Source organism: Niveispirillum sp. FG156 (assembly GCF_057809555.1).
Genome location: NZ_JBMDKE010000003.1, coordinates 97,527 through 118,533, shown reverse-complemented (window position 1 = coordinate 118,533; position 21,007 = coordinate 97,527). Strand labels below are relative to the sequence as shown.

The following is a 21,007-nucleotide window of genomic DNA, read 5'->3' as shown; positions in this document are numbered from 1 at the left end:
ATGGCGGGGGCAGCGGCCACAGCAGGGGCGGCAAAGGCACGGCCGGGCCGGCCCCGCAAGGCCCCCGCCCCGCCGCCGCCCTGGGTCGATGCCTTTCTGGACATGATGGTGGCCGAACGCGCCGCCAGCCCCAACACGCGCGATGCCTATCGCCGCGACCTGACGGATGTGGCGTCGTTCCTGACACAGGCCAAGCGGCCCAGCCTGGATCAGGCCAGCAGCGATGATTTGCGGGCATATCTGGAGCATCTGGCCGCCGCCCGCATCAAGGATGCATCTGCCGCCAAGACCGTGGCCCGCCGCCTGTCGGCCCTGCGCCAATATTACAAGTTCCTGGTGTCGGAAGGGCACAGGGCCGAAGACCCGGCCAGCGTTCTGGATACGCCCAAACAGGGCCGGTCCCTGCCGAAAATCCTGTCAGAAAGTGATGTGGCGGCCATGCTGACGGCAGCGGCAGCGCTGGGCGCGCCGGAGGGACGGCGGCTGAATGCCCTGCTGGAGGTTTTGTACGCCACGGGCCTGCGCGTGTCGGAACTGGTGGGCCTGCCCATGAGCGCCCTGACCCGCGATACCCGCGCCCTGATTGTGCGTGGCAAGGGCGGTAAGGAACGGCTGGTGCCCCTGTCGGCCCCGGCCCGCGACGCCATCGCGGCCTATCTGCCCGACCGGCCCTATTTCATGACCAAGGGGCGGGAGGGCAAGCAGCAGGCCTATCTCTTCCCCTCGCGCGCCACCGCCGGTGTCCTGACGCGGCAGCGGTTCGGACAATTGCTGAAGGAACTGGCCATCCGCGCCGGGCTGGACCCCGCCAAGGTCAGCCCCCATGTCCTGCGCCATTGCTTCGCCACCCACCTTCTGGACCATGGGGCCGACCTGCGCTCGGTACAGAAGATGCTGGGCCATGCCGATATCGGCACGACGCAGATTTACACCCATGTCGTGGGCGAGCGCCTGAAACAGGCGGTGGAACAGCATCACCCCTTATCGGCCAAACGAAAGGCAAAGGCATGATCCGTCTCGTCGCCGCACTGGCCCTGACCGTCGCCCTGGCCCTGCCATCCCTGGCGCAAGAGGTGGTCTTGGTCCGCCATGCGGAGAAATCGACCGAGGCTGATCCCGGCCTGACCCCCGACGGACAGGCCCGCGCCCAGGCCCTGGCCAGCCTGCTGCGCGCCACCCCGCCCACCCTGATCCTGACCAGCCCCGCCCGCCGCACCCGCGACACCGCAGCACCCGCGGCGGCCCAGGCGGGCGTGACGCCGGAGGTGGTGCCCATCCCGCCCGGCGATATGCCGACGCATATCCGCATGACGGCGGAAAAGCTGGCGACCCTGAAACCAGGTCAGGTGGCCTTGGTGGTCGGCCATTCCAATACGGTGCCCGCCATCATCAAGGCCCTGGGCGGCCCCACCATCCCCGACCTGCCCGAATGCGCCTTTGACCGGCTGTACCGCTGGAACGTGGCGGAGAAGACGCTGCGGATTGAGCGATATGGGGTGGAGAGTGCGTGCCCCTTGATGGAGTAACACACACGAAATCCGCGCTACCAACCATGACCTACGAAACAAAAAAGCCCGCCTCGTTGGAGGCGGGCTTTTTCATTCTCAGGCGGGGTCCGCCGTCGTGATCTTCGGCTTGGGCAGGTCCAGCTTGATGTGCAGTTCCTTCAGCCGGTCCGGGGTGGTGGCGTTGGGGGCCTGCATCAGCAGATCTTCGGCGCGCTGGTTCAGCGGGAAGACGATGACCTCGCGGATGTTCGGCTCGTCGGCCAGCAGCATGACCATGCGGTCGATACCGGGGGCCGAACCACCGTGCGGCGGGGCGCCCAGCTTGAAGGCCGACAGCATGCCACCGAACTTGGCTTCCAGAACCTCCGGCGGGTAGCCGGCGATCTCGAACGCCTTGTACATGATCTCCGGCTTGTGATTGCGGATCGCACCGGACGACAGTTCCACACCGTTACAGACGATGTCGTACTGATAGGCGTTGATGGTCAGCGGGTCCTGATTCAACAGCGCGTCCAGTCCGCCCTGCGGCATGGAGAACGGGTTGTGGCTGAAATCGACCTTCTTGCGCTCTTCGTCATATTCGAACATCGGGAAATCGACGATCCAGCAGAACTTGTAGGTGTCCTTCTCGATCAGGTCCAATTCCTCGGCAATCTTGGTGCGGGCCAGACCGGCCAGCTTGGCGGCAGGGCCGACCTGATCGCAGACGAAGAACACCGCGTCGCCATCCTTCAGACCGACCAGTTCACGCAGGGCTGCCTGTGCGGCTTCCGGCACGAACTTGGCGATGGGGCCCTTGCCGCCCGCCGCTTCGAACAGGATATAGCCCAGGCCCGGCGCGCCCAGGCCACGGGCCCAGTCGTTCAGCTTGTCGAAGAAGCTGCGCGGACGGTCGCTGACCGACGGCGCGCGGATGGCGCGGACGACGCCGCCCTTCTCGATCACGCCCTTGAAGGCCTTGAACTCCACATCATCGCGCTTGAACACTTCCGTCACGTCGGTGATCAGCAGCGGGTTGCGCAGGTCCGGCTTGTCATTGCCGTATTTCAGCATGGATTCAGCGTACGGGATGCGCACGAACGGATACGGGGACACGGCCCGCTTGGTACCCGTGAAACCGCTGAATTCCTCGAAGATGCCGTGGATCACCGGCTCGATGGCGGCGAACACGTCTTCCTGGGTGACGAAGCTCATCTCGAAATCGAGCTGGTAGAACTCACCCGGCGAACGGTCGGCGCGGCTGTCCTCGTCACGGAAGCAGGGCGCAATCTGGAAGTACCGGTCAAAGCCCGACACCATCAGCAGCTGCTTGAACTGCTGCGGCGCCTGCGGCAGGGCGTAGAACTTGCCGGGATGGTTACGGCTCGGCACCAGGAAGTCGCGCGCACCCTCCGGGCTGCTGGCCGTCAGGATCGGGGTCTGGAATTCCACGAAACCCTGCTCGATCATGCGGCGGCGGGCCGACGCGATGACGTTGGAGCGCAGAAGGATGTTCTTCTGCATCTTCTCGCGGCGCAGGTCCAGGAAGCGGTAACGCAGGCGCAGTTCCTCGCCGGCATCCTGCTCGCTATTGACCTGCAAGGGCAGCGGATCGGCGGCCGACTGCACCGACACGTCGCGCACCACCACCTCGATATGGCCGGTGGGCAGGTTCTCGTTGATCGTCTCGCCCGTGCGGGCCACCACTTCACCCGTGATGGTCACCACCGATTCCAGGCGCAGACCTTCCAGCACCTTGAAATGCGGCGAGGAGGTATCGACGACCAGCTGTGTGATGCCGAAATGGTCGCGCAGATCGACGAACAGCAACTGCCCATGGTCGCGCTTGCGGTTGATCCAGCCGGACAGGCGGACGGTCTGACCGGCATGGTCCAGGCGGAGTTGGCCACAATTATGCGAGCGATAGGCGTGCATGGCGGATCGATCCCAGATGCGAACAGGCAACAGAAAGGGGACACCGGCGGCAAAGCCTCCGGCACGAAGAGCGCACACCACACCGGACGGGCATGGCTTGTCAAGGCCGGCAAGCGCGGGACAGCCCCGGCATCGCCGGGATTTAGGCCCGGAAAACGGGTCTTTGCATGCCGGCCCGACGGATATCCGCATTCGACAGCGGCGATGGCCTGATGTATCACATCCGGCCATGAGCCTGATCACCACCACCGACGCCCTGTCCGCCTTCATCGCCCGTGTCCGTGACGCCGAGTACGTCACCGTCGATACGGAATTCATGCGGGAAAAAACCTACTGGCCCGAACTGTGCTTGGTTCAGGTGGCCGGCCCGGATGAGGCCGCCGCCATCGACCCGCTTGCCCCCGGCATCGACCTGTCGCCGCTGTATGAGCTGCTGGCCGACCCGAAGGTGCTGAAGGTATTCCATGCGGCCCGCCAGGACCTGGAAATCTTCGTCAATCTGACGGGTCAGGTGCCGGCCCCGCTGTTCGACACGCAGGTCGCGGCCATGGTCTGCGGCTTTGGCGACTCGGTCGGGTATGAGACGCTGATCACCAAGCTGACGCCGGCCCGCATCGACAAATCCAGCCGTTTCACCGACTGGTCGCACCGGCCCCTGACCGACAGGCAGCTGCATTACGCCCTGTCCGACGTCACGCATCTACGCCCGGCCTATGAGAAGATCCGCGCCAAGCTGACCCGCACGGGGCGCGAAGGCTGGCTGGCCGACGAAATGGCCATCCTCACCGATGCCGCCACATACCGCACGGAGCCGGAGGATGCCTGGAAGCGCCTCAAGGTCCGTACCGAGAAGCCGCGCTTCCTGGCCATCCTGAAAGAGGTTGCCGCCTGGCGGGAGCGGGAGGCGCAGCGCAAAAACCTGCCGCGCAACCGCGTGCTGCGGGATGAGGCGCTGATGGAAATCGCCGCCCATGCCCCCACCAATATCGATGATCTGGGCCGCACGCGCGGGCTGGGCGTCGGCATGGCGCAGGGCCGTTACGGCACGGAAATCCTGGCCGCCATCAAGACGGCCCAGGCCATCCCCGACAGCGCCCTGCCGCGCGCCGAACCGCGTGCGGAGCCGGCCCCCGGCATCGCCCCCATTGTGGAGCTGCTGCGGGTGCTGCTGAAAATGGTCTGCGACGATAATGACGTGGCCAGCCGCCTTGTCGCCAACGCTGCCGACCTGGAAGCCATCGCCGGCGACGACAAGGCCGATGTCGATGCCCTGAAAGGCTGGCGCCGCGACCTGTTCGGCGACGCCGCCCTGCGGTTGAAGCAGGGCAAGCTGGCCCTGGCCATCGCCGGCAAGAAGGTGAAGATCGTCGATCTGGGGTGAGGGTGGGCTGGTAGCCTGTCGGATTACATCATCCGTCATCCCGGCGAAAGCCGGGACCCAGGGGCCAAATGCCCGACCTGTCGGCAGCGATGATCGACGCGGCGTATAGGTTTGATCCTGTGGCCCCTGGGTCCCGGCTTTCGCCGGGATGACGAAGAAAAGTGCGATTCAAGTCTGAAGAATGACGATCTAAAACACCCGCACATGCTGCTGCTCAAACGCGGCGCGAACGGGCGGGCGGAAGCTGTCGATTTCGCCCAGGTCCACCGGTCGCCCCAACAGCCCTTCCAGCATCAGCCGCGTATCTTCCATACGGATCAAGGAGAAGGAACGGTTGGGGTCGATGTCGATGGCGATATCAACGTCGCTGTCGGCCCGATCCTCACCCCGCGCAACTGAACCGAAGACCGACAGATGACGGATGCCGCGCCGGCGCAAATCGTCCGCGCGGTCCCTGATCCTTGTCACCACCTCGTTCAATGTGTCGGCCATGGGTCTGATCCCTTGCATGACCCGGACAGCATATAGGCATTCACCCCAAAAGAAAAACCGCCGAGGTTTCCCCCGGCGGCTTTCTTCAGATGCGTGTTCCTGTCGGAACCGTCAACCGTGGCTGGATCAGCCGACGATCTCGGTACCGGCGAAGAAGTAGGCGATCTCGATCTTGGCGTTGTCCAGGCTGTCGGAGCCATGGACGGAGTTCGCCTCGATGCTCTCGGCGAAGTCCTTGCGGATCGTGCCGGCGGCGGCGTTGGCCGGGTTGGTGGCGCCCATGATCTCGCGGTTGCGAGCCACGGCGTTCTCACCTTCCAGAACCTGCACGACGACCGGGCCGGAGATCATGAAGGACACCAGCTCGCCGAAGAACGGACGCTCGCGGTGAACGTCATAGAACTGCTCGGCCTGCTGCTTGGACAGCCAGACGCGCTTCTGGGCAACGATGCGCAGGCCGGCTTCTTCGAAGCGGGCATTGATCTTGCCGGTCAGGTTGCGGCGGGTCGCGTCGGGCTTGACGATCGACAGCGTCCGTTCGACAGCCATGGGTATCTCCATAAGACATAAGGCTTGAAACTGCGGCGGCTTATACAGGGGGTGTTTCCGCGCCGCAACGCCGAATCCGGCGGGCCATGTATGCGTCCCGCTTCTGCGCCACCCGGCTTTATGCTACAGGGCGGGCATCATGCTGCAGATCACCGACCTCACCTATCGCATCGCCGGCCGCCTGTTGCTGGATCAGGCCTCCGTCACCATCCCCGCCGGCCATCGTGTGGCGCTGGTGGGCCGCAACGGCACGGGCAAATCCACCCTGCTGCGCCTGATCGCGGGCGAGGTGCAGGGCGATGCCGGGTCCATCACCCTGCCCACCGGCCTGAAGATGGGCTGGGTCAAGCAGGAAGCGCCGGGCAGCGAGATGTCGCTGATCGACGCCGTGCTGGCCGCCGATACCGAACGCACCGCCCTGCTGGCGGAGGCGGAGATTGCGACCGATCCGTTGCGCATCGCGGAAATCCATCACCGCCTGTCCGATATCCAGGCCCATTCGGCAGAGGCGCGGGCCGCGCGCATCCTGTCGGGCCTGGGTTTTGATGCCGATGCACAGCGCCGCCCCTGTTCGGATTTCTCCGGCGGCTGGCGCATGCGTGTGGCGCTGGCCGGTGTGCTGTTTGCCGAACCCGACCTGCTGCTGCTGGACGAGCCGACCAACCATCTGGATCTGGAAGCGACCCTGTGGCTGGAGGAATACTTACGCAACTACCCGCACACCATGCTGATCGTCAGCCATGATCGTGGCCTGCTGAACCGCGTGCCGACCAGCATCGTGCATCTGGACCAGTTGAAGCTGACCGCCTATGGCGGCAATTACGATCAGTTCGTGCAGGTCCGCACCATGCGGATGGAGCATGCCAAGGCCCAGGCCGTCAAACAGGACGCCCAGCGCGCGCATTTGCAGGCCTTCGTGGACCGGTTCCGCGCCAAGGCCAGCAAGGCGACCCAGGCGCAGTCGAAGCTGAAGGCCATCGAACGGCTGGGCCCGCGCATCCAGGTTATTGACGACACGCCCGTCAATTTCAATTTCCCCTCGCCCGACGAACTGGCCCCGCCACTGATCCGGCTGGACGATGTCTCCGTCGGTTATGGCGACCGGGTGGTGCTTCGCAAGCTGGGTCTGCGTATCGATGCCGATGACCGCATCGCGCTCTTGGGCGCCAACGGCAACGGCAAGTCAACGCTGGTCAAGCTGCTGGCCGGGCGCCTGGGCACCATGGGCGGGGAGATGTTCCGCTCAAGCAAGCTGCGCGTCGGCTATTTCGCACAGCATCAGTCGGACGAACTGAACCTGGGTTGGACCGCGCTGCAGCAGATGCAGTCGGTGATGCCGGCGGGCACGCTGGAGGGGCAGGCGCGGTCGCATCTGGGCCGCTTCGGCTTTACCCAGCCCAAGGCCGATACCAAGATCAGCAGCCTGTCGGGCGGGGAAAAGGCCAAGCTGCTGCTGGCCATGATGACGCGCGACGCACCGCATATCCTGATGCTGGACGAACCGACCAACCATCTGGATATCGACAGCCGCGAGGCGCTGGTCGAGGCGCTGAACGAATATGAAGGGGCCGTCATCGTCATCAGCCACGACCCTTATCTGGTGGAACTGACCGCCGACCGGCTGTGGCTGGTCAATGACGGCACCTGCAAGCCGTTCGAGGGCGACCTGGACGATTACAAGCGCCTGCTGCTGGAGAAAAGCCGGGCGGAGCGGGCGGCAGCCGCCGGTGTGGGCGGGGGTGCTTCCGCCGACAAGTCCGGCGGGCGCGATGCGCGCAAGGACGAACGCCGGGCAGCGGCAGAGTTGCGTCAGCAACTGGCCCCCCTGCGCCGGCAGATCGAGGCGCTTGAAAAGAAGATGGCCACCCTGACCAAGCGCAAGACGGAGTTGGAGGCCAAACTGGCCGACCCCAAGCTCTATGAAGGCCCGTCGGACAAGGTCGCCAAATTGCAGATCGAGCTGGGCGCCGTTGCCAACGACCTGGAAGGCGTGGAAATGGAATGGCTGGACCTGTCCGAACAGATGGAAACGGCGCTGGCGGCGGGCGCGCCCTAAGCCCACATACAGTGAGGTGCGGCGAGACATCCCAGGCTTGTCACGGGGCGGTCGTTGCATTGCGGCAATGGGCATGCCATGTCTGTTGCCGGTATCACCGTCAGGTTGACAGAATGATCCATCGCCACGCCACGGTCCGCACGCATCAAGACGCCAGCGCCGCCTGGCTGTTCTTCAAGCGCTGGCTGGCCAATCCGCTGAGCATGGCGTCCATCACCCCGTCGGCCCCATCCCTGTCGCGCCTGATGGCCGAACAGATCACACGCGGACCGGACGAGGTGGTGGTGGAATTCGGCGGCGGCACCGGTTCGGTAACCCGCGCCATCCTGGAAGCCGGTGTGCCCGCCGACAAGCTCTACACCGTCGAACGCGACCCCGAACTGGCGGACTACCTGCGCCGGCATTATCCCGGCATTCATGTGCTGGAAGGCGATGTGGCCGATATCCGCGCCATGCTGCCCGATGATGTGAAGGGCAAGGTGGGCACGGTCCTGGTCTGCCTGCCCATGATCCTGATCCCGGCGGAGGATCAGGGGCGCATCGTGGATGCCATCTTCGACATCATGCCGCCGGGCAGCGCCTTCTATTCCTACACCTATTCCGCCCGCTCACCGGTAAAGCGCCGGGCGCTGAGCCTGAAGGGCCGCCGCGTCGGCTTCACCATCGCCAATATCCCGCCGGCCAGCGTCTGGCGGTTCTGGCGGGAATAGGCGGGCGTTGCTCCACGGATTACGACTAACGCCTAATCCACGCTACGATTGTCAATGCCGACCGGTCGGTTGTAGCGCGGATTAGCGCAGCGTAATCCGCGGCGCAACGGATCAGGTGGAAACAACCGGCCTGCAAAACGCAAAACGGGGTGCCGTTTCCGACACCCCGTTCGCAAACTCAAAGCCTGTCAGGCGCCTGATCAGGCGGCCTTCAGCTTCGACAGCTTTTCGACCGTCGCGTTGACGCGGGCGGTGATCGGCTCGGCGGCCTGGTTGGCGACCTTGATGCCGGCTTCGGAGACCTTGGTGGCCTCGGCGACGATGGCGTCGAAGGAGGACTTGGCGAATTCGGTCTGCAGGTCGACCAGTTCCTTCACCGACTTCACGGCGAACAGGGCCTTGGTGGTCGCGACCGACTGCTCATACTGGGCCTGGGTGAAGGCGGCGATTTCCTTCGACAGGGCTTCAAAGCCCTTGGTCAGGATCGTGGAGGAAGCAACGATTGCCTCCACATTCTCCTTCTGGAAGCCAACGACATCTTCGAACGTGGCGAAAACCTGCTTGCTCATCTTTTCCACCTTTTCCTGGGTATAGGCGACAGCCTGGACAACTTCTTTTGCCGCAGGGGCGGCGGGTTCTTTTGCCGCGGGCGCGGCGGGTTCGGGCGCTGACACCGCTTCCGGGATCGGGGCGGGGGCAGCAGCGGCCTTGGGAGCCGCCGGTTTCACTGGGCTGGGCGCCACCGGCTTGACCACGGCCTTGGGGGCCGGTGCCTCGGGCGCCTTGACCACCACCGGAGCCTCAACGGCCACAGGGGGGGCGACAGGCGGGGCCTGGGTGGGGGCCACAGCAGCGGCCACGGGCGTCGGCGCGGGTTCGGCGGGGGCGGTCTTCACCTCCTCCACCGCATGCGCGACCGCCGGGGCCGGTGCGGGTTCAGCGGCCACGGGGGCCGTCACAATCTTTTCAACCGGCGGAACCACCGCAGGCTTCGCAACGACTTTCTTCAGCGTCGTGCCAGCCACGGGCCCCTTCGGCGTGCGGGTTGCCATATGCTATCTCCTTCGCGCTCTGTCGTTGCCGGTCCGCTGGTGCAGCCCCGGCACCGGTCGCCGCCTTGTCATCCCGATGCGGACCTGCCGGCCCGGACCTGGACGTGCTGCAATGCAGCATGGGGATAGATATATCGGCACGATGGAGAAGAGTCAAGGCACTTTTGTGCAGTGCAACAAAAGTGTCGGTTGTCCATTCGGATAGGTTTCCCGCCTGCTGCCTGCATGCCTTCCCGTCGCGGCGGGGATGTACGCTTTTTGGTTTCGCGGCCCGGTTGAGCATGACAGGATGCCGCCCCTTCCGCATCGCACCCGGAGCCACTGGCCCATGACCTATTGTCTCGGCATCAAGATCAAGGACGGGCTGATCGCCCTGGCCGATGGCCGCATCACCGCCGGCACCCAGGTGACGGCGGCGCGCAAGGTCACCTTGATGAAGAATGGCAAGGAACAGTTCTTCGTCATGACGTCGGGCCTGCGCTCCGTCCGGGACAAGACGCTGGCCTATCTGCGCCGGGAAATGGCGGACAAGAAGGCCAAGCCGTTTCCCACCATGCTGGACGCGGCCAACGCCTTTGCCCGCTGCCTGCGCACGGTCGCCAAGGAGGACAAGGAGGCGCTGGAAGCGTCGAACCTGAAGTTCAACCTTCATGCCATCATCGGCGGCCAACTGTCCAAGGATGAGGAACCGACCATGTTCCTGATCTATCCAGAGGGCAATTGGATCGAGGTGGATGAGCGCACGCCCTATCTGTCCATCGGCGCCACCACCTATGGCAAGCCGATCCTGGACCGCGCGCTGAAGCATGACACGACCATGACGATGGCGCTGAAACTGGCCTATCTGTCCTTCGACAGCACGCGCTATTCCTCCGCCGATGTCGGCTATCCTATTGATGTGCTGACCTACCACCCGTCCGACCGCAAATGGCGGGAGGATCAGTTCGACTATGATCATCTGGTCGAACAGCGTCATTGGTGGAACAAGCACATCACCGATCTGGCCAACCGTCTGCCCAACGGCCCCTGGATGGACACGCTGCTGCCCGATCAGAAATAAGCAGCCGATTCGCCCGCACCCCCGCCCCGCCGCCGGTCACCGACAGGGGCGGGGCGGGCGGGGCCGTCAAAGGCCTGCATACGTGCATGTGCGGGTCAGTGCCCGACAGCGCAATCAGATGGCGGGCCACGCCAGGGGCGTGCATAAAGCTTGAACCTGAACACGCCGAAAGCGTAGTTTGCCACCATAGATATAGTTAACGGGAGTCCGTGGCCGTGACGGATTTCACCATCGTTCCCCCCACTTCGCAGGACGAAGAAGGCTGGCGCCGTAACTGGGCCACCTATCAGACACGGTATGATGTCATTGTTCAGCCAGTGACCACGGATGTCATCTGGGCCCGGCTGCTGGACCCCGCATCTTCCATGCGGGGGCTGATCGCCCGTGACGAACAGGGCAACGGCATTGGTTTCTGCCATCTGGTCCTGCATGACAATGCCTGGACCCTGCGCCCCTTCTGCAATCTGGCCGACATGTTCGTGGCCGCCAGCCACCGCCGGCGTGGCGTGGGGGGCGCCATGCTGAAGCGTATCATCGCCATGGCGGAGGAGAACCAGTGGGCCCGCGTCTATTGGACCACGGGCAGGGGCAACGAACCGGCCCGCGCCCTTTATGACAGCGTCGCCGGCGGTCCCGACCAGATGGTGCAGTACACGGTCAAGATGAAGCCCTGATCGTATCCCTTCCGTCAGTGTCGATGATTTTCGACAGCGCTGTCGTTCCCCTTTGGTTCGCGCGGTAACCATGTTAGGCTGCTGCCCGCCGGAAGGGTCGGGGGGGGCCTTGTCCGGCGGGCCGGTCCGTTTCACGAAGCCGCGAACCCGTTTCGCGTAATCGACCGTGAAAAGACCGCCCCCTTTACCGATATCCAAGCCGCCCCACCCTTATCCCCACGCCGCATGCCGGCGGGGAATGTCTGGATGCTGGACGGAAAACAACGATGACAGATAAACGTGACCTGCTGCGCTCCCTGACCATCGACCGCCCGGCGGATATGCCGGCGGCGGGGATGGCCCCGCCCCGATCCGGTCTGCCGGGCTGGGCCAAGGGGGTGGGCGTTGTGGCCCTGCTGGCCCTGGGCGTTGCAGGTGGCGTCTATGGTCCGGCCCTTCTGGGGGGTAAGGAAGCCGCCGCCCCGGCCAAGGTGGCAGCATCGGGCGCGCAGGCCACGGCACCCGCCAGCGGTGGTGCCGCCGCCGCCACACCGGCCACCCCTGTGGCCGCACCGCGCCCCACCAACACGCTGGTGGCATCGGGCTATATCGTGGCGCGGCGCACGGCCACGGTTTCCGCCGAAATCACGGGCCGGGTGCAGGATGTGCTGGTCGATGAGGGCATGGTGGTGACCAAGGGCCAGGAACTGGCCCGCCTGGACGCCACGCTGGCCGGCATCGATCTGGACCTCTCCAAGGCGCGCGTCGCCTCTGCCCAGGCGCAGATCGAGGGGCTGTCCGCCGACCTTCGCGACGCCGAGCGCATTCTGGCCCGCACCGCGTCCCTGTCGAAGGCATCAAACGTCTCCGAAGCGGAACTGACCCGCGCCCAAGCCCGCGCCGAAACCCTGCGCGCCCAGTTGAAGGGGGCTAGGGCCGACCTGGAGGTGGCGCGCATTTCCGTGGCCCGGCAGACGGAAACGGTCGACCGCCATATCGTGCGTGCGCCCTTCAACGGCGTCGTGATCGACAAGAATGCGCAGCCGGGAGAGATCATCTCCCCGATGTCGTCGGGCGGCTTTACCCGTACCGGCGTCTGCACCCTGGTCGATATGGACAGCCTGGAGGTGGAGGTGGACGTGAACGAGGCCAATATCGGCCGCGTCCGCAGCGGCCAGAAGGTGGAGGCGGTGCTGGACGCCTATCCCGACTGGAAAATCCCGTCCAGCGTCATCGCCGTGGTCCCGCGCGCCAACCGCGACAAGGCGACCATCAAGGTGCGCATCAAGCTGGAGCAGCGCGATGGCCGCGTGCTGCCCGACATGGGGGCCAAGGTCACTTTCCTGGACGCGCGTCCGGCGGGCAACTGAACCTGTTTCATCGATATTCAACCGGCTTCGGGAATGGCCGGCAACGGGGGGAATACCATGACGTCACTGATCAGCATCCAGGGTGGGGCCAAGCGCTTCGTGAAGGGGCGTGAGACCATCACCATCTTCGACCATCTGGACATGACCATCGAGGCGGGCGACTTCATCGCCATCATGGGTCCCTCCGGTTCAGGCAAGACCACGCTGCTGAACCTGCTGGGCGGCATCGACCGCGCCACCGCCGGCAGCATCACCTTTGCGGGGCAACGCCTGGACCAGATGAGCGAGGGGCAGTTGTCGGCCTGGCGGGCCGCCAATGTCGGCTTCATCTTCCAGTTCTACAATCTGATGCCGGCCCTGAACGCCGCCCGCAATGTCGAACTGCCCCTGCTGCTGACGAGCTTGGGGGGCGGTGAACGCAAGCGCCGGGTGGAAACAGCCCTGAGTATCGTGGGCTTGGCCGAACGGGCCAAGCATTTCCCCCGCGAAATGTCGGGTGGTCAGCAGCAGCGCGTGGCCATCGCGCGGGCCATCGTGGCCGACCCCAAGATGCTGCTCTGTGACGAGCCGACAGGCGATCTGGATCGCAAGACGGCGGACGAGATTCTGTCCATGCTCCAGCTTCTGAACAAGGAAATGGGTAAGACCATCATCATGGTCACCCATGACCCGGAGGCCGCGCGCTATGCAAACCGCGTCCTGCATCTGGACAAGGGCCGCTTCGTCGAACAGGTGGCCGCATGACCGATTTCTCCTTGATCCTGGCCAATCTGTTCAGCCGGAAACTGCGCGCGATCCTGATGCTGGTGGCGATCTTCTTCGCCTTCCTGATCTTCGGCGTGCTGGCCGGTGTGCAGAACGGCTTCAACAGCATTGGTGGCGGGGCCGGTGAAAACCGGCTGGTCACCATCAACAAGATCAACTTCACCCAGCCCCTGCCCGTCGCCTATGTGGAGCGTATCCGCGCGGTGAACGGGGTGGCCCGCGCCACCTATGCCAACTGGTTCGGCGGCTATTACCAGGATGGCAAGAACCAGGTCGTGACCTTCGCCATAGACCCGGAATTCTATCTGGATGTCTTTGCCAGCGAATTCACCCTGACACCGGAAGAGCGTGCGGCCTTCATGACCGACCGCACGGGCCTGCTGGTCGGGCGCAAGACGGCGGATCAGCAGGGCTGGAAACTGGGTGACCGCATCCCGCTCTCTTCCAACATCTACACCAACAAGAATACCGGCAAGCAGACCTGGGATTTCACCATTGTCGGCATCCTGGAACCGGCGCGGGAGGATGCGGGCACCAACGTCACCTTCTTCCACCACGCCTATTTCAACGAATCGGTGACCTTTGGCCAGGATACGGTGGGCTGGATCGTCATCGAAACGGCTGACAAGGCCCAGAATACCGCCGTGTCGAAGGCGATTGACGAGATGTTCGCCAACTCGCCTGCCGAAACGGCGACCGACACGGAGAAGGCCTTCAATCAGGCCTTCGTGGGTCAGCTGGGCAATATCACGCTGATCGTGACGCTGGTGGTGGGGGCGGCCTTCATCACCATCCTGATGATCGTGGGCAACACCATGGTCATGGCGGTACGCGAACGGACCAAGGAGATCGGCGTGATGAAGACGCTGGGCTTCCCGTCGGGCCGTATCTTCAAGATAGTGCTGGGCGAATCGCTGATGCTGTCGCTGCTGGGCGGTCTTCCGGCCCTGGGCGTGTCCGCCCTGCTGCTGCATCTGATGCGCAAGGCGGTGGGTTTTCCGGGTCTGGCCCTGTCGTCGGACTTCGTGGCGCTGGGCATCGCCATCATGCTGGCCCTGGGCCTTCTGACCGGGATCATTCCGGCCTGGAACGCGCTGCGGCTGAATATCGTGACCGCGCTCGGTCGGCAGTAAGGACAGGGGGCAAGGATGCGTATCCTCAATCAGATCATCGCCGTCTGTTCCATCAATCTGAAAAGCCTGCCGCAGCGTTTCTGGCTGTCCTTTTCCACCGTGGTCGCGGTGGCCATGGTGGTGACGGTACTGCTGGGCTTCCTGGCGCTGGCCGCCGGGTTCAAGCGCACGCTGGATGGCACCGGCTCCGATACTATCGCCATTCTGCTGCGCGACGGCTCGCAGCAGGAGGTGAACTCCGTCATCATGCTGGATCAGATCCGCCTGATCGGCGAGGCGCCAGGCATCGTCCGCAAGCAGGACGGCAATCCGCTGATATCGGGTGAGCTTTACGTCATCGTCGATGGTGTGAAGCGCTCAACCGGGTTGAAGGCCAACCTGCCCCTGCGCGGGATCGGCAAGGATGGTGCGGTCCTTCGCGACGACCTGACCATCACCCAGGGCCGCATGTTCGAACCGGGCAGCAACGAGATCGTGGTGGGTGAAGGCCTGGTGCGGGAATTTGCCGGCTTCGACCTGGGCAGCGAGGTCCGGCTGGGCACCGGCACCTGGAAGGTGGTGGGCGTCTTCTCCATGAAGGGGTCGGTTTTCGAAAGCGAGCTGTGGGGCGACACGGCGGTGGTACAGAGCCTGTTCCGCCGTGGTTCCTCCTTCCAGACGGTGCGCGTCCGCCTGGAAAGCCCGGAAGCCATTGACCAGTTGCGCGACTATGTGGCGGGCGAACCCCGCCTGAAACTGGAAGTGTTTTCGGAGAAGGGCTATTTCGCGGGCCAGTCGTCAAACACTGTCAAGCTGATCCAGAATGCCGGCTGGCCGCTGGCCATCGCCATGGCGCTGGGTGCCCTGGCCGGGGCGCTGAACACCATGTACAGCTCCGTCGCATCCCGCGCGCGGGAGATTGCGACCCTCCGCTGCCTGGGCTTCGGCGGCTTCCCCAGCTTTGTCGCCACCTTACTGGAAAGTCTGGTACTGGCCGGCATCGGTGGCCTGATCGGGTCGATGGGCATCTTCCTGTTCTTTGACGGGTTCAGCACCTCGACCCTGGGCCAGGGCTTCACGCAGATCGTCTTCTCGGTCAGCCTGACGCCCGCCCTGGTGAAGCAGGGCATCATCCTGGCCCTTCTGGTCGGTTTGATCGGCGGCTTCTTCCCGGCGCTCCGCGCCGCACGTCTGCCCATCGTGACGGCCTATTCGCAGGGTTAATTCCCCATATCCCCCGTGATGGTTCTGAAATGGGCCATCACGGGGGATGGCGCGTAGTAGGGTGCCGGATCGCCGGGCAGGGCCTTTGCACCGCGCAGGGCCGCCAGCCGCCCCTCATCGTCCAGCAATATCCAGGGCGGGTTGCGCCACAATTCCTCGTCCAGATCCAGCAGCAGGGCTGGCATCTCCGCCGCCTGCGCGCGGGCGGGGCCGGTATGGGCCGCCACCATGGCGACCGGCCCCCTGCCCTCCTCCCCATCCAGGCGATGCAGCCACTGGCTGACTGCCGGACGCTGACGACGGATGGCAAGGGCGGGCCAGGTCCCTTCCGGCAGGCGGACCAGCAAGAAACCGAAGGCACGCGCCGCCAACTGCCCCGTCGCCGCCCGCCCATCCGCCAGCAGCAGCGACAATGGGTCGGCCAGATCGGCACCGGTATCGGGCAGCAGCACCCATCCACGCGGATCGACGATCACCCCGGTATTGGCTCCCATCTGCACGCGCGCCGCGCCCGGCGCCACGGGCATTGCCGCCTGCATCGCCGGCTCCGGTTCCGGCGGTTCGTCTGCTTCGACCGTTGCGACGAACGGGGCAGGCTGACCCGGCACTGGCACCGGCAAGGCCGGAACCCGCCCGGCGGCGGCAGGCCCCTCACCCCCCAACGGCGACATCACCAACTGGCGGAATTCCGGCAATGCGGCCAGACGACGGGCGGCATCGGCGGCGGCATTGCGCAGGATGATATCGTACTGACCATTCAGGGACGGGATATCCGTCTCCCCCTCACCCACCGTGGTGAAACGGCGGACGGGCCCCGGCGGGTCGGTCAATTCCCAGTCGATGCGGACATTCCCTTCACCCGTGATGCCGATCGGCTTCTGCGACAGGGCATCGCGCTGCCGGCACAGCGACAGCTCGACATCGACCAGCCGCCCTGTCAGCACACGTGCCGCCCCCGCCGTCAGGCCCAAACCGCCCAGGCCGACACCGTCGCGCGCCGCCTGGGTCAGCAGTCCGGGCGTCCGCCCCTCCGTGATCCAGGCCACTTCGTTGAAGGGCGCCACGCAGCTCCAGTCCCAACGCCAAGTGTAGGAACCCGCCTTGTGTCCCACCGGCAGATCAACCTGTATCCGCCCCAGGCTCAACGGCACCGGCACGCGCGGCCCCGCCGGGGGTGGCGCATCGGCACAGGCCGACAGCAGCAGGATCAGGCACAGGGCAAGGATCGAACCGGTGGAACGGCGCATGCGACACAATCTGAAAGGATCAAGCCGCCCTAAAATTACAATTATAATCCACCTCGCGTCCAGGCCCGCGCAAGGGAACGGACGCAGCCTTGCAAAAGGTCCGGATGACAGGGACGGCCCTGGTTGATAGGAAATTCCCATGTCGAACGCAGCCGCCCCCTCCGCCCGTTCTCCGCGCCGTGCCGTTGTCGAACGCACGACGAAGGAGACCCGCATCCGTGTCGCCGTCGACCTGGACGGCACCGGGGTCTACAAGGTGTCCACCGGCATCGGGTTCCTGGACCATATGCTGGAACAGCTGTCGCGCCATTCGCTGATCGACCTGGAGGTTGAGGCGGTGGGCGATCTGCATATCGACTTCCACCATACGACCGAGGATACGGGCATCGCCATCGGCGAGGCTGTGGCCAAGGCCCTGGGTGACCGCCGGGGCATCCAGCGTTACGGCGACGCCCTGATCCCCATGGATGAGACGCTGACCCGTGTCGCCATCGACCTGTCGAACCGTCCCTACCTGATCTGGAAGGTGAACTTCACCCGCGACAAGCTGGGTGACATGGACACCGAACTGTTCAAGGAATGGTTCCAGGCCTTTGCGCAAGCCGCCGGCGCCACGCTGCATATCGAGAACCTGTATGGTGAGAATAACCACCATATCGTGGAAAGCAGCTATAAGGCATTGGCCCGCGCCTTCCGCGCTGCGGTTGAGATCGACCCGCGCAAGGAAGATGCCGTGCCCTCCACCAAGGGTGTGCTGGGCGGGTCGCTGTAAGCGCCCTCCCCTTTTCCCTTCCCTTCCCGTCGCATGGGCAAGGCACCATGACCGATAGCGTCGCCCTGATCGATTACGGCTCCGGCAATCTGCGTTCCGCCGCCAAGGCATTGGAACGCGCTGTGGCCGATGGCGGGCTGGATGCTCGCATCATCGTCACCAATGATCCGGATGTGGTGCGCGGTGCTGCCCGAATCGTCCTGCCCGGCGTCGGCGCCTTTGCCGATTGCAAGGCCGGTCTGGACGCCGTGCCCGGCATGGTCGATGCCCTGACCGAACGCGTGATCCGCCAGGGCACCCCCTTCCTGGGCATCTGTGTCGGCATGCAGTTGATGGCCAAGGCCGGGGTGGAGCATGGCGTGCATCCGGGCCTGGGCTGGCTGGATGCGACGGTGGAGGCGCTGACGCCCGCCGATCCCGCCCTGAAAATCCCGCATATGGGCTGGAACGAGTTGATCGTGAAGGCACCGGCGCACCCGGTGCTGGCCGGCATCGCGCCCGGCACCCACACCTACTACGTCCATTCTTATGCCATGAAGGTCGCTGATCCGGCCCTGGTCCTGGCCGCCTGCGATTATGCGGGGGAGTTCTCGGCCATTGTCGGGCGCGACAATCTGGTGGGCATGCAGTTCCACCCGGAAAAAAGCCAGGCCGCCGGCCTGTCCATCATCGGCAATTTCCTGCGGTGGCGGCCATGAGTGCGGAGCACCAGAACCCGCTGGCCGGGTCCGACAGCATCGTGACCGTGGAAAAGGTGACGGAGCTGAAGCGTTCCGACCTTTACGACCTGTGCGACGCGGCAGAGGCGGCCATCATCGATGGTGGGGGTTTCGGCTGGGTCACCCCGCCCGACCGCGAGGTGATGGAGCGTTACTGGAGGGGCGTGATGGCCGTGCCGGAACGCACCCTGATCGTGGGCCGCCTGGACGGCGTTATCGCCGGCTCGGCGCAGTTGGTCCGTCCGACCCGCAATAACGAGGCGCAGGCCTTTGCCTGCAACCTGACCACCAGCTTCGTCGCCCCCTGGGCGCGCGGCCATGGCATGGCGCGCATGCTGACCCAGGCCATCATCGACGAGGCGACGGCCCTGGGCTTCGGCATCCTGAACCTGGATGTGCGGGAGACGCAGCGGGCCGCCATCACGCTTTACGACCATATGGGTTTCACGCGCTGGGGCACGCATCCGCATTATGCCCGCGCCAAGGGCCGGACCATCGCCGGCCATTTCTATTACAAGGTCCTGAAACGGCCGGAAGACGAGACGGAGCCGCAAGCATGATCCTCTACCCCGCTATCGACCTGAAGGATGGCAATGCCGTCCGCCTGCTGCGTGGGGAGATGGATCAGGCGACCATCTTCAACACCGATCCCGCCGCCCAGGCCGAGACGTTCCAGGCCCAGGGCTTCGAATGGCTGCATCTGGTGGACCTGAACGGTGCCTTCGCGGGATCGCCCGTCAATGGTGCCGCGGTTGAGTCTATCCTCAAGCGTGTGAAGCTGCCGACGCAGTTGGGTGGCGGCATCCGCGATCTGGACACGATCGGTTTCTGGCTGGAACGCGGCCTGACCCGCGTCATCCTGGGCACGGTCGCGGTGAAGAACCCGACCCTGGTGAAGGAAGCCTGCAAGGCCTTCCCCGGCCATGTCGCCGTCGGCATCGATGCCCGCGACGGCTATGTCGCGGTGGAAGGTTGGGCAGAGACCAGCACCCTGAAGGCGCTGGACCTGGCCCTGAAGTTCGAGGATTGCGGCGTCGCCGCCATCATCTATACCGATATCGACCGCGACGGCGCCCTGGGCGGCGTGAATGTGGAGGCGACGGCCGATCTGGCCAGCCACCTGACCACGCCTGTCATCGCCTCGGGCGGCGTCTCCTCGCTGGCCGACCTGCACGCCCTGAAAAAGGTGGAGCATACGGGCATCAACGGCGTCATTTCTGGTCGCGCGCTCTATGACGGGCGCATCGACCCGGCGGCGGCGCTGGCGGTCTTAAGGGGGGAATGAGACGATGCTGAAGGCCCGCATCATCCCCTGCCTGGACGTGAAGGATGGCCGCGTCGTCAAGGGCGTGAACTTTGTCGACCTGATCGATGCCGGCGACCCGGTGGAACAGGCCCGTCTCTATGACGCCGCCGGCGCCGACGAGCTGACCTTTCTCGACATCACGGCCAGCAGCGACAATCGCGAGACCATTTTCGACGTGGTGCGCCGCACCGCCGAACAGGTCTTCATGCCGCTGACCGTCGGCGGCGGTGTGCGCACGGTTGAGGATATCCGCAAACTTCTGCTGGCCGGTGCCGACAAGGTGTCGATCAACACCGCCGCCGTCCACCGCCCGGAATTCGTGCAGGAAGGCGCGCAGAAGTTTGGCGCACAATGCATCGTGGTCGCCATCGACGCCAAGGAGGTCGAGCGCGGCCCCAACGGTGAGCAGCGCTGGGAAGTATTCACCCATGGCGGGCGCAACCGCACCGGTATCGACGCCGTTCAATGGGCGCGGCGCATGGCCGAATACGGGGCCGGTGAGATCCTGCTGACCTCCATGGATCGCGACGGCACCAAGCAGGGCTTCAACCTGGAACTGACCTGCGCGGTCGCCGACGCCGTGACCATCCCCGTCATCGCCTCTGGCGGCGTCGGAAACCTCGACCATCTGGTCGATGGCGTGAAGTTGGGCCATGCCTCCGCCGTGCTGGCCGCCAGCATCTTCCATTTCGGCACCTACACCATCGCCCAGGCCAAGGAACACATGGCCAAGGCGGGGATACCGATCCGACTGTAAAGGGAACGCCGATGTCCAATCCCGCCATCCTGGACGATCTCTACGCCACCATCCTCTCGCGCAAGGGCGGCGATCCCGACAGCTCGCATACCGCCCGCCTGTTCCATCGCGGCCGCGCCAAGATCGCCCAGAAGGTGGGGGAAGAGGCAGTGGAGACGGTGATCGAGGCCATGGCGGGAACGCCGGAAAAACTGGCTTCGGAATCCGCCGATCTTCTTTACCATCTTCTGGTGCTTTGGGCCGATGCCGGGGTGCAACCTGCCGATGTCTATGCCATCCTGGAAGGGCGGAAGGGCGTCAGCGGGATCGAGGAAAAGAAGAACCGCACACAAGCCTGAAACGGCGTTCCCATAACAGTGG

At 64.8% G+C, this 21,007-nt stretch carries 22 protein-coding genes; 17 read left to right on the top strand and 5 right to left on the bottom strand.

The window, feature by feature from the left end:
* Window positions 1-1,011, top strand: coding sequence for a site-specific tyrosine recombinase XerD (gene xerD, locus ACODSP_RS02955; protein WP_488964139.1), 1,011 nt, complete (start codon window positions 1-3; stop codon window positions 1,009-1,011).
* Complete coding sequence (locus ACODSP_RS02950) at window positions 1,008-1,526, top strand: SixA phosphatase family protein (RefSeq protein WP_488964138.1); 519 nt, start codon at window positions 1,008-1,010, stop codon at window positions 1,524-1,526. Before xerD ends, ACODSP_RS02950 begins: the two co-directional genes overlap by 4 nt.
* Window positions 1,527-1,604: 78 nt before the next feature.
* On the opposite strand, the gene aspS is transcribed toward ACODSP_RS02950, so the two are convergent.
* Window positions 1,605-3,422 (bottom strand): aspartate--tRNA ligase, encoded by a 1,818-nt coding sequence (gene aspS, locus ACODSP_RS02945; protein ID WP_488964137.1) that lies wholly within the window; start codon window positions 3,420-3,422, stop codon window positions 1,605-1,607.
* A 229-nt stretch (window positions 3,423-3,651) separates the two neighbouring features.
* Between aspS and rnd the strand changes: the two genes are divergently transcribed.
* On the top strand, window positions 3,652-4,803 hold the full coding sequence (rnd, locus tag ACODSP_RS02940; protein ID WP_488964136.1) for a ribonuclease D: 1,152 nt from the start codon (window positions 3,652-3,654) through the stop codon (window positions 4,801-4,803).
* A 189-nt stretch (window positions 4,804-4,992) separates the two neighbouring features.
* Here the strand turns inward: rnd and ACODSP_RS02935 are convergent, their stop codons facing one another.
* Together ACODSP_RS02935 and ndk are read right to left on the bottom strand one after the other, a co-directional pair.
* Entirely contained in the window at window positions 4,993-5,295 is a 303-nt protein-coding gene (locus tag ACODSP_RS02935; protein ID WP_488964135.1) for a nucleotidyltransferase family protein, read from the bottom strand.
* 126 nt (window positions 5,296-5,421) lie between these two features.
* Window positions 5,422-5,844 (bottom strand): nucleoside-diphosphate kinase, encoded by a 423-nt coding sequence (gene ndk, locus ACODSP_RS02930; protein WP_054166643.1) that lies wholly within the window; start codon window positions 5,842-5,844, stop codon window positions 5,422-5,424.
* 139 nt (window positions 5,845-5,983) lie between these two features.
* Between ndk and ACODSP_RS02925 the strand changes: the two genes are divergently transcribed.
* A complete protein-coding gene (locus tag ACODSP_RS02925; RefSeq protein WP_488964134.1) occupies window positions 5,984-7,900 on the top strand; it encodes an ABC-F family ATP-binding cassette domain-containing protein in 1,917 nt (638 codons plus the stop codon).
* Between the two features lie 113 nt (window positions 7,901-8,013).
* A complete protein-coding gene (locus tag ACODSP_RS02920; RefSeq protein WP_488964133.1) occupies window positions 8,014-8,610 on the top strand; it encodes a class I SAM-dependent methyltransferase in 597 nt (198 codons plus the stop codon).
* A 200-nt stretch (window positions 8,611-8,810) separates the two neighbouring features.
* Here ACODSP_RS02920 and ACODSP_RS02915 read toward each other — a convergent pair whose 3' ends face one another.
* A complete protein-coding gene (locus ACODSP_RS02915) occupies window positions 8,811-9,662 on the bottom strand; it encodes a phasin family protein (RefSeq protein ID WP_488964132.1) in 852 nt (283 codons plus the stop codon).
* A gap of 328 nt (window positions 9,663-9,990) precedes the next feature.
* Between ACODSP_RS02915 and ACODSP_RS02910 the strand changes: the two genes are divergently transcribed.
* From ACODSP_RS02910 to ACODSP_RS02885, 6 genes are all read left to right on the top strand, one after another.
* Window positions 9,991-10,722: a proteasome-type protease gene (locus ACODSP_RS02910; protein WP_054166648.1), complete on the top strand. Its 732-nt coding sequence runs from the start codon at window positions 9,991-9,993 to the stop codon at window positions 10,720-10,722.
* A gap of 215 nt (window positions 10,723-10,937) precedes the next feature.
* On the top strand, window positions 10,938-11,396 hold the full coding sequence (locus tag ACODSP_RS02905) for a GNAT family N-acetyltransferase (RefSeq protein WP_488964131.1): 459 nt from the start codon (window positions 10,938-10,940) through the stop codon (window positions 11,394-11,396).
* Window positions 11,397-11,662: 266 nt separating this feature from the next.
* A complete protein-coding gene (locus tag ACODSP_RS02900) occupies window positions 11,663-12,745 on the top strand; it encodes an efflux RND transporter periplasmic adaptor subunit (RefSeq protein ID WP_488964130.1) in 1,083 nt (360 codons plus the stop codon).
* A gap of 57 nt (window positions 12,746-12,802) precedes the next feature.
* The gene (locus tag ACODSP_RS02895; protein ID WP_488964129.1) at window positions 12,803-13,489 is read left to right on the top strand and encodes an ABC transporter ATP-binding protein; all 687 of its coding nucleotides are present in this window, start codon (window positions 12,803-12,805) and stop codon (window positions 13,487-13,489) included.
* Complete coding sequence (locus tag ACODSP_RS02890) at window positions 13,486-14,643, top strand: ABC transporter permease (RefSeq protein ID WP_488964128.1); 1,158 nt, start codon at window positions 13,486-13,488, stop codon at window positions 14,641-14,643. The genes ACODSP_RS02895 and ACODSP_RS02890 overlap by 4 nt, the downstream gene beginning before the upstream one ends.
* A 15-nt stretch (window positions 14,644-14,658) precedes the next feature.
* Window positions 14,659-15,846 (top strand): ABC transporter permease, encoded by a 1,188-nt coding sequence (locus ACODSP_RS02885; protein ID WP_488964127.1) that lies wholly within the window; start codon window positions 14,659-14,661, stop codon window positions 15,844-15,846.
* Here ACODSP_RS02885 and ACODSP_RS02880 read toward each other — a convergent pair.
* On the bottom strand, window positions 15,843-17,093 hold the full coding sequence (locus ACODSP_RS02880) for a hypothetical protein (protein WP_488964126.1): 1,251 nt from the start codon (window positions 17,091-17,093) through the stop codon (window positions 15,843-15,845). The genes ACODSP_RS02885 and ACODSP_RS02880 overlap by 4 nt on opposite strands.
* Before the next feature lie 139 nt (window positions 17,094-17,232).
* Between ACODSP_RS02880 and hisB the strand changes: the two genes are divergently transcribed.
* The 6 genes from hisB to ACODSP_RS02850 are packed head-to-tail and all read left to right on the top strand — an operon-like array spanning window position 17,233 to window position 20,985.
* Window positions 17,233-17,865, top strand: coding sequence for an imidazoleglycerol-phosphate dehydratase HisB (hisB, locus tag ACODSP_RS02875; RefSeq protein ID WP_488964125.1), 633 nt, complete (start codon window positions 17,233-17,235; stop codon window positions 17,863-17,865).
* 47 nt (window positions 17,866-17,912) lie between these two features.
* Window positions 17,913-18,563: an imidazole glycerol phosphate synthase subunit HisH gene (gene hisH / locus ACODSP_RS02870; protein WP_488964124.1), complete on the top strand. Its 651-nt coding sequence runs from the start codon at window positions 17,913-17,915 to the stop codon at window positions 18,561-18,563.
* The gene (locus ACODSP_RS02865; protein WP_488964123.1) at window positions 18,560-19,144 is read left to right on the top strand and encodes a GNAT family N-acetyltransferase; all 585 of its coding nucleotides are present in this window, start codon (window positions 18,560-18,562) and stop codon (window positions 19,142-19,144) included. Before hisH ends, ACODSP_RS02865 begins: the two co-directional genes overlap by 4 nt.
* Window positions 19,141-19,869 (top strand): 1-(5-phosphoribosyl)-5-[(5-phosphoribosylamino)methylideneamino]imidazole-4-carboxamide isomerase, encoded by a 729-nt coding sequence (hisA, locus tag ACODSP_RS02860; protein ID WP_488964122.1) that lies wholly within the window; start codon window positions 19,141-19,143, stop codon window positions 19,867-19,869. The genes ACODSP_RS02865 and hisA overlap by 4 nt, the downstream gene beginning before the upstream one ends.
* 4 nt (window positions 19,870-19,873) lie before the next feature.
* Window positions 19,874-20,647 (top strand): imidazole glycerol phosphate synthase subunit HisF, encoded by a 774-nt coding sequence (hisF, locus tag ACODSP_RS02855; RefSeq protein ID WP_488964121.1) that lies wholly within the window; start codon window positions 19,874-19,876, stop codon window positions 20,645-20,647.
* Between the two features lie 11 nt (window positions 20,648-20,658).
* Window positions 20,659-20,985 (top strand): phosphoribosyl-ATP diphosphatase, encoded by a 327-nt coding sequence (locus ACODSP_RS02850; RefSeq protein ID WP_488964120.1) that lies wholly within the window; start codon window positions 20,659-20,661, stop codon window positions 20,983-20,985.
* Window positions 20,986-21,007: the final 22 nt, after the last annotated feature.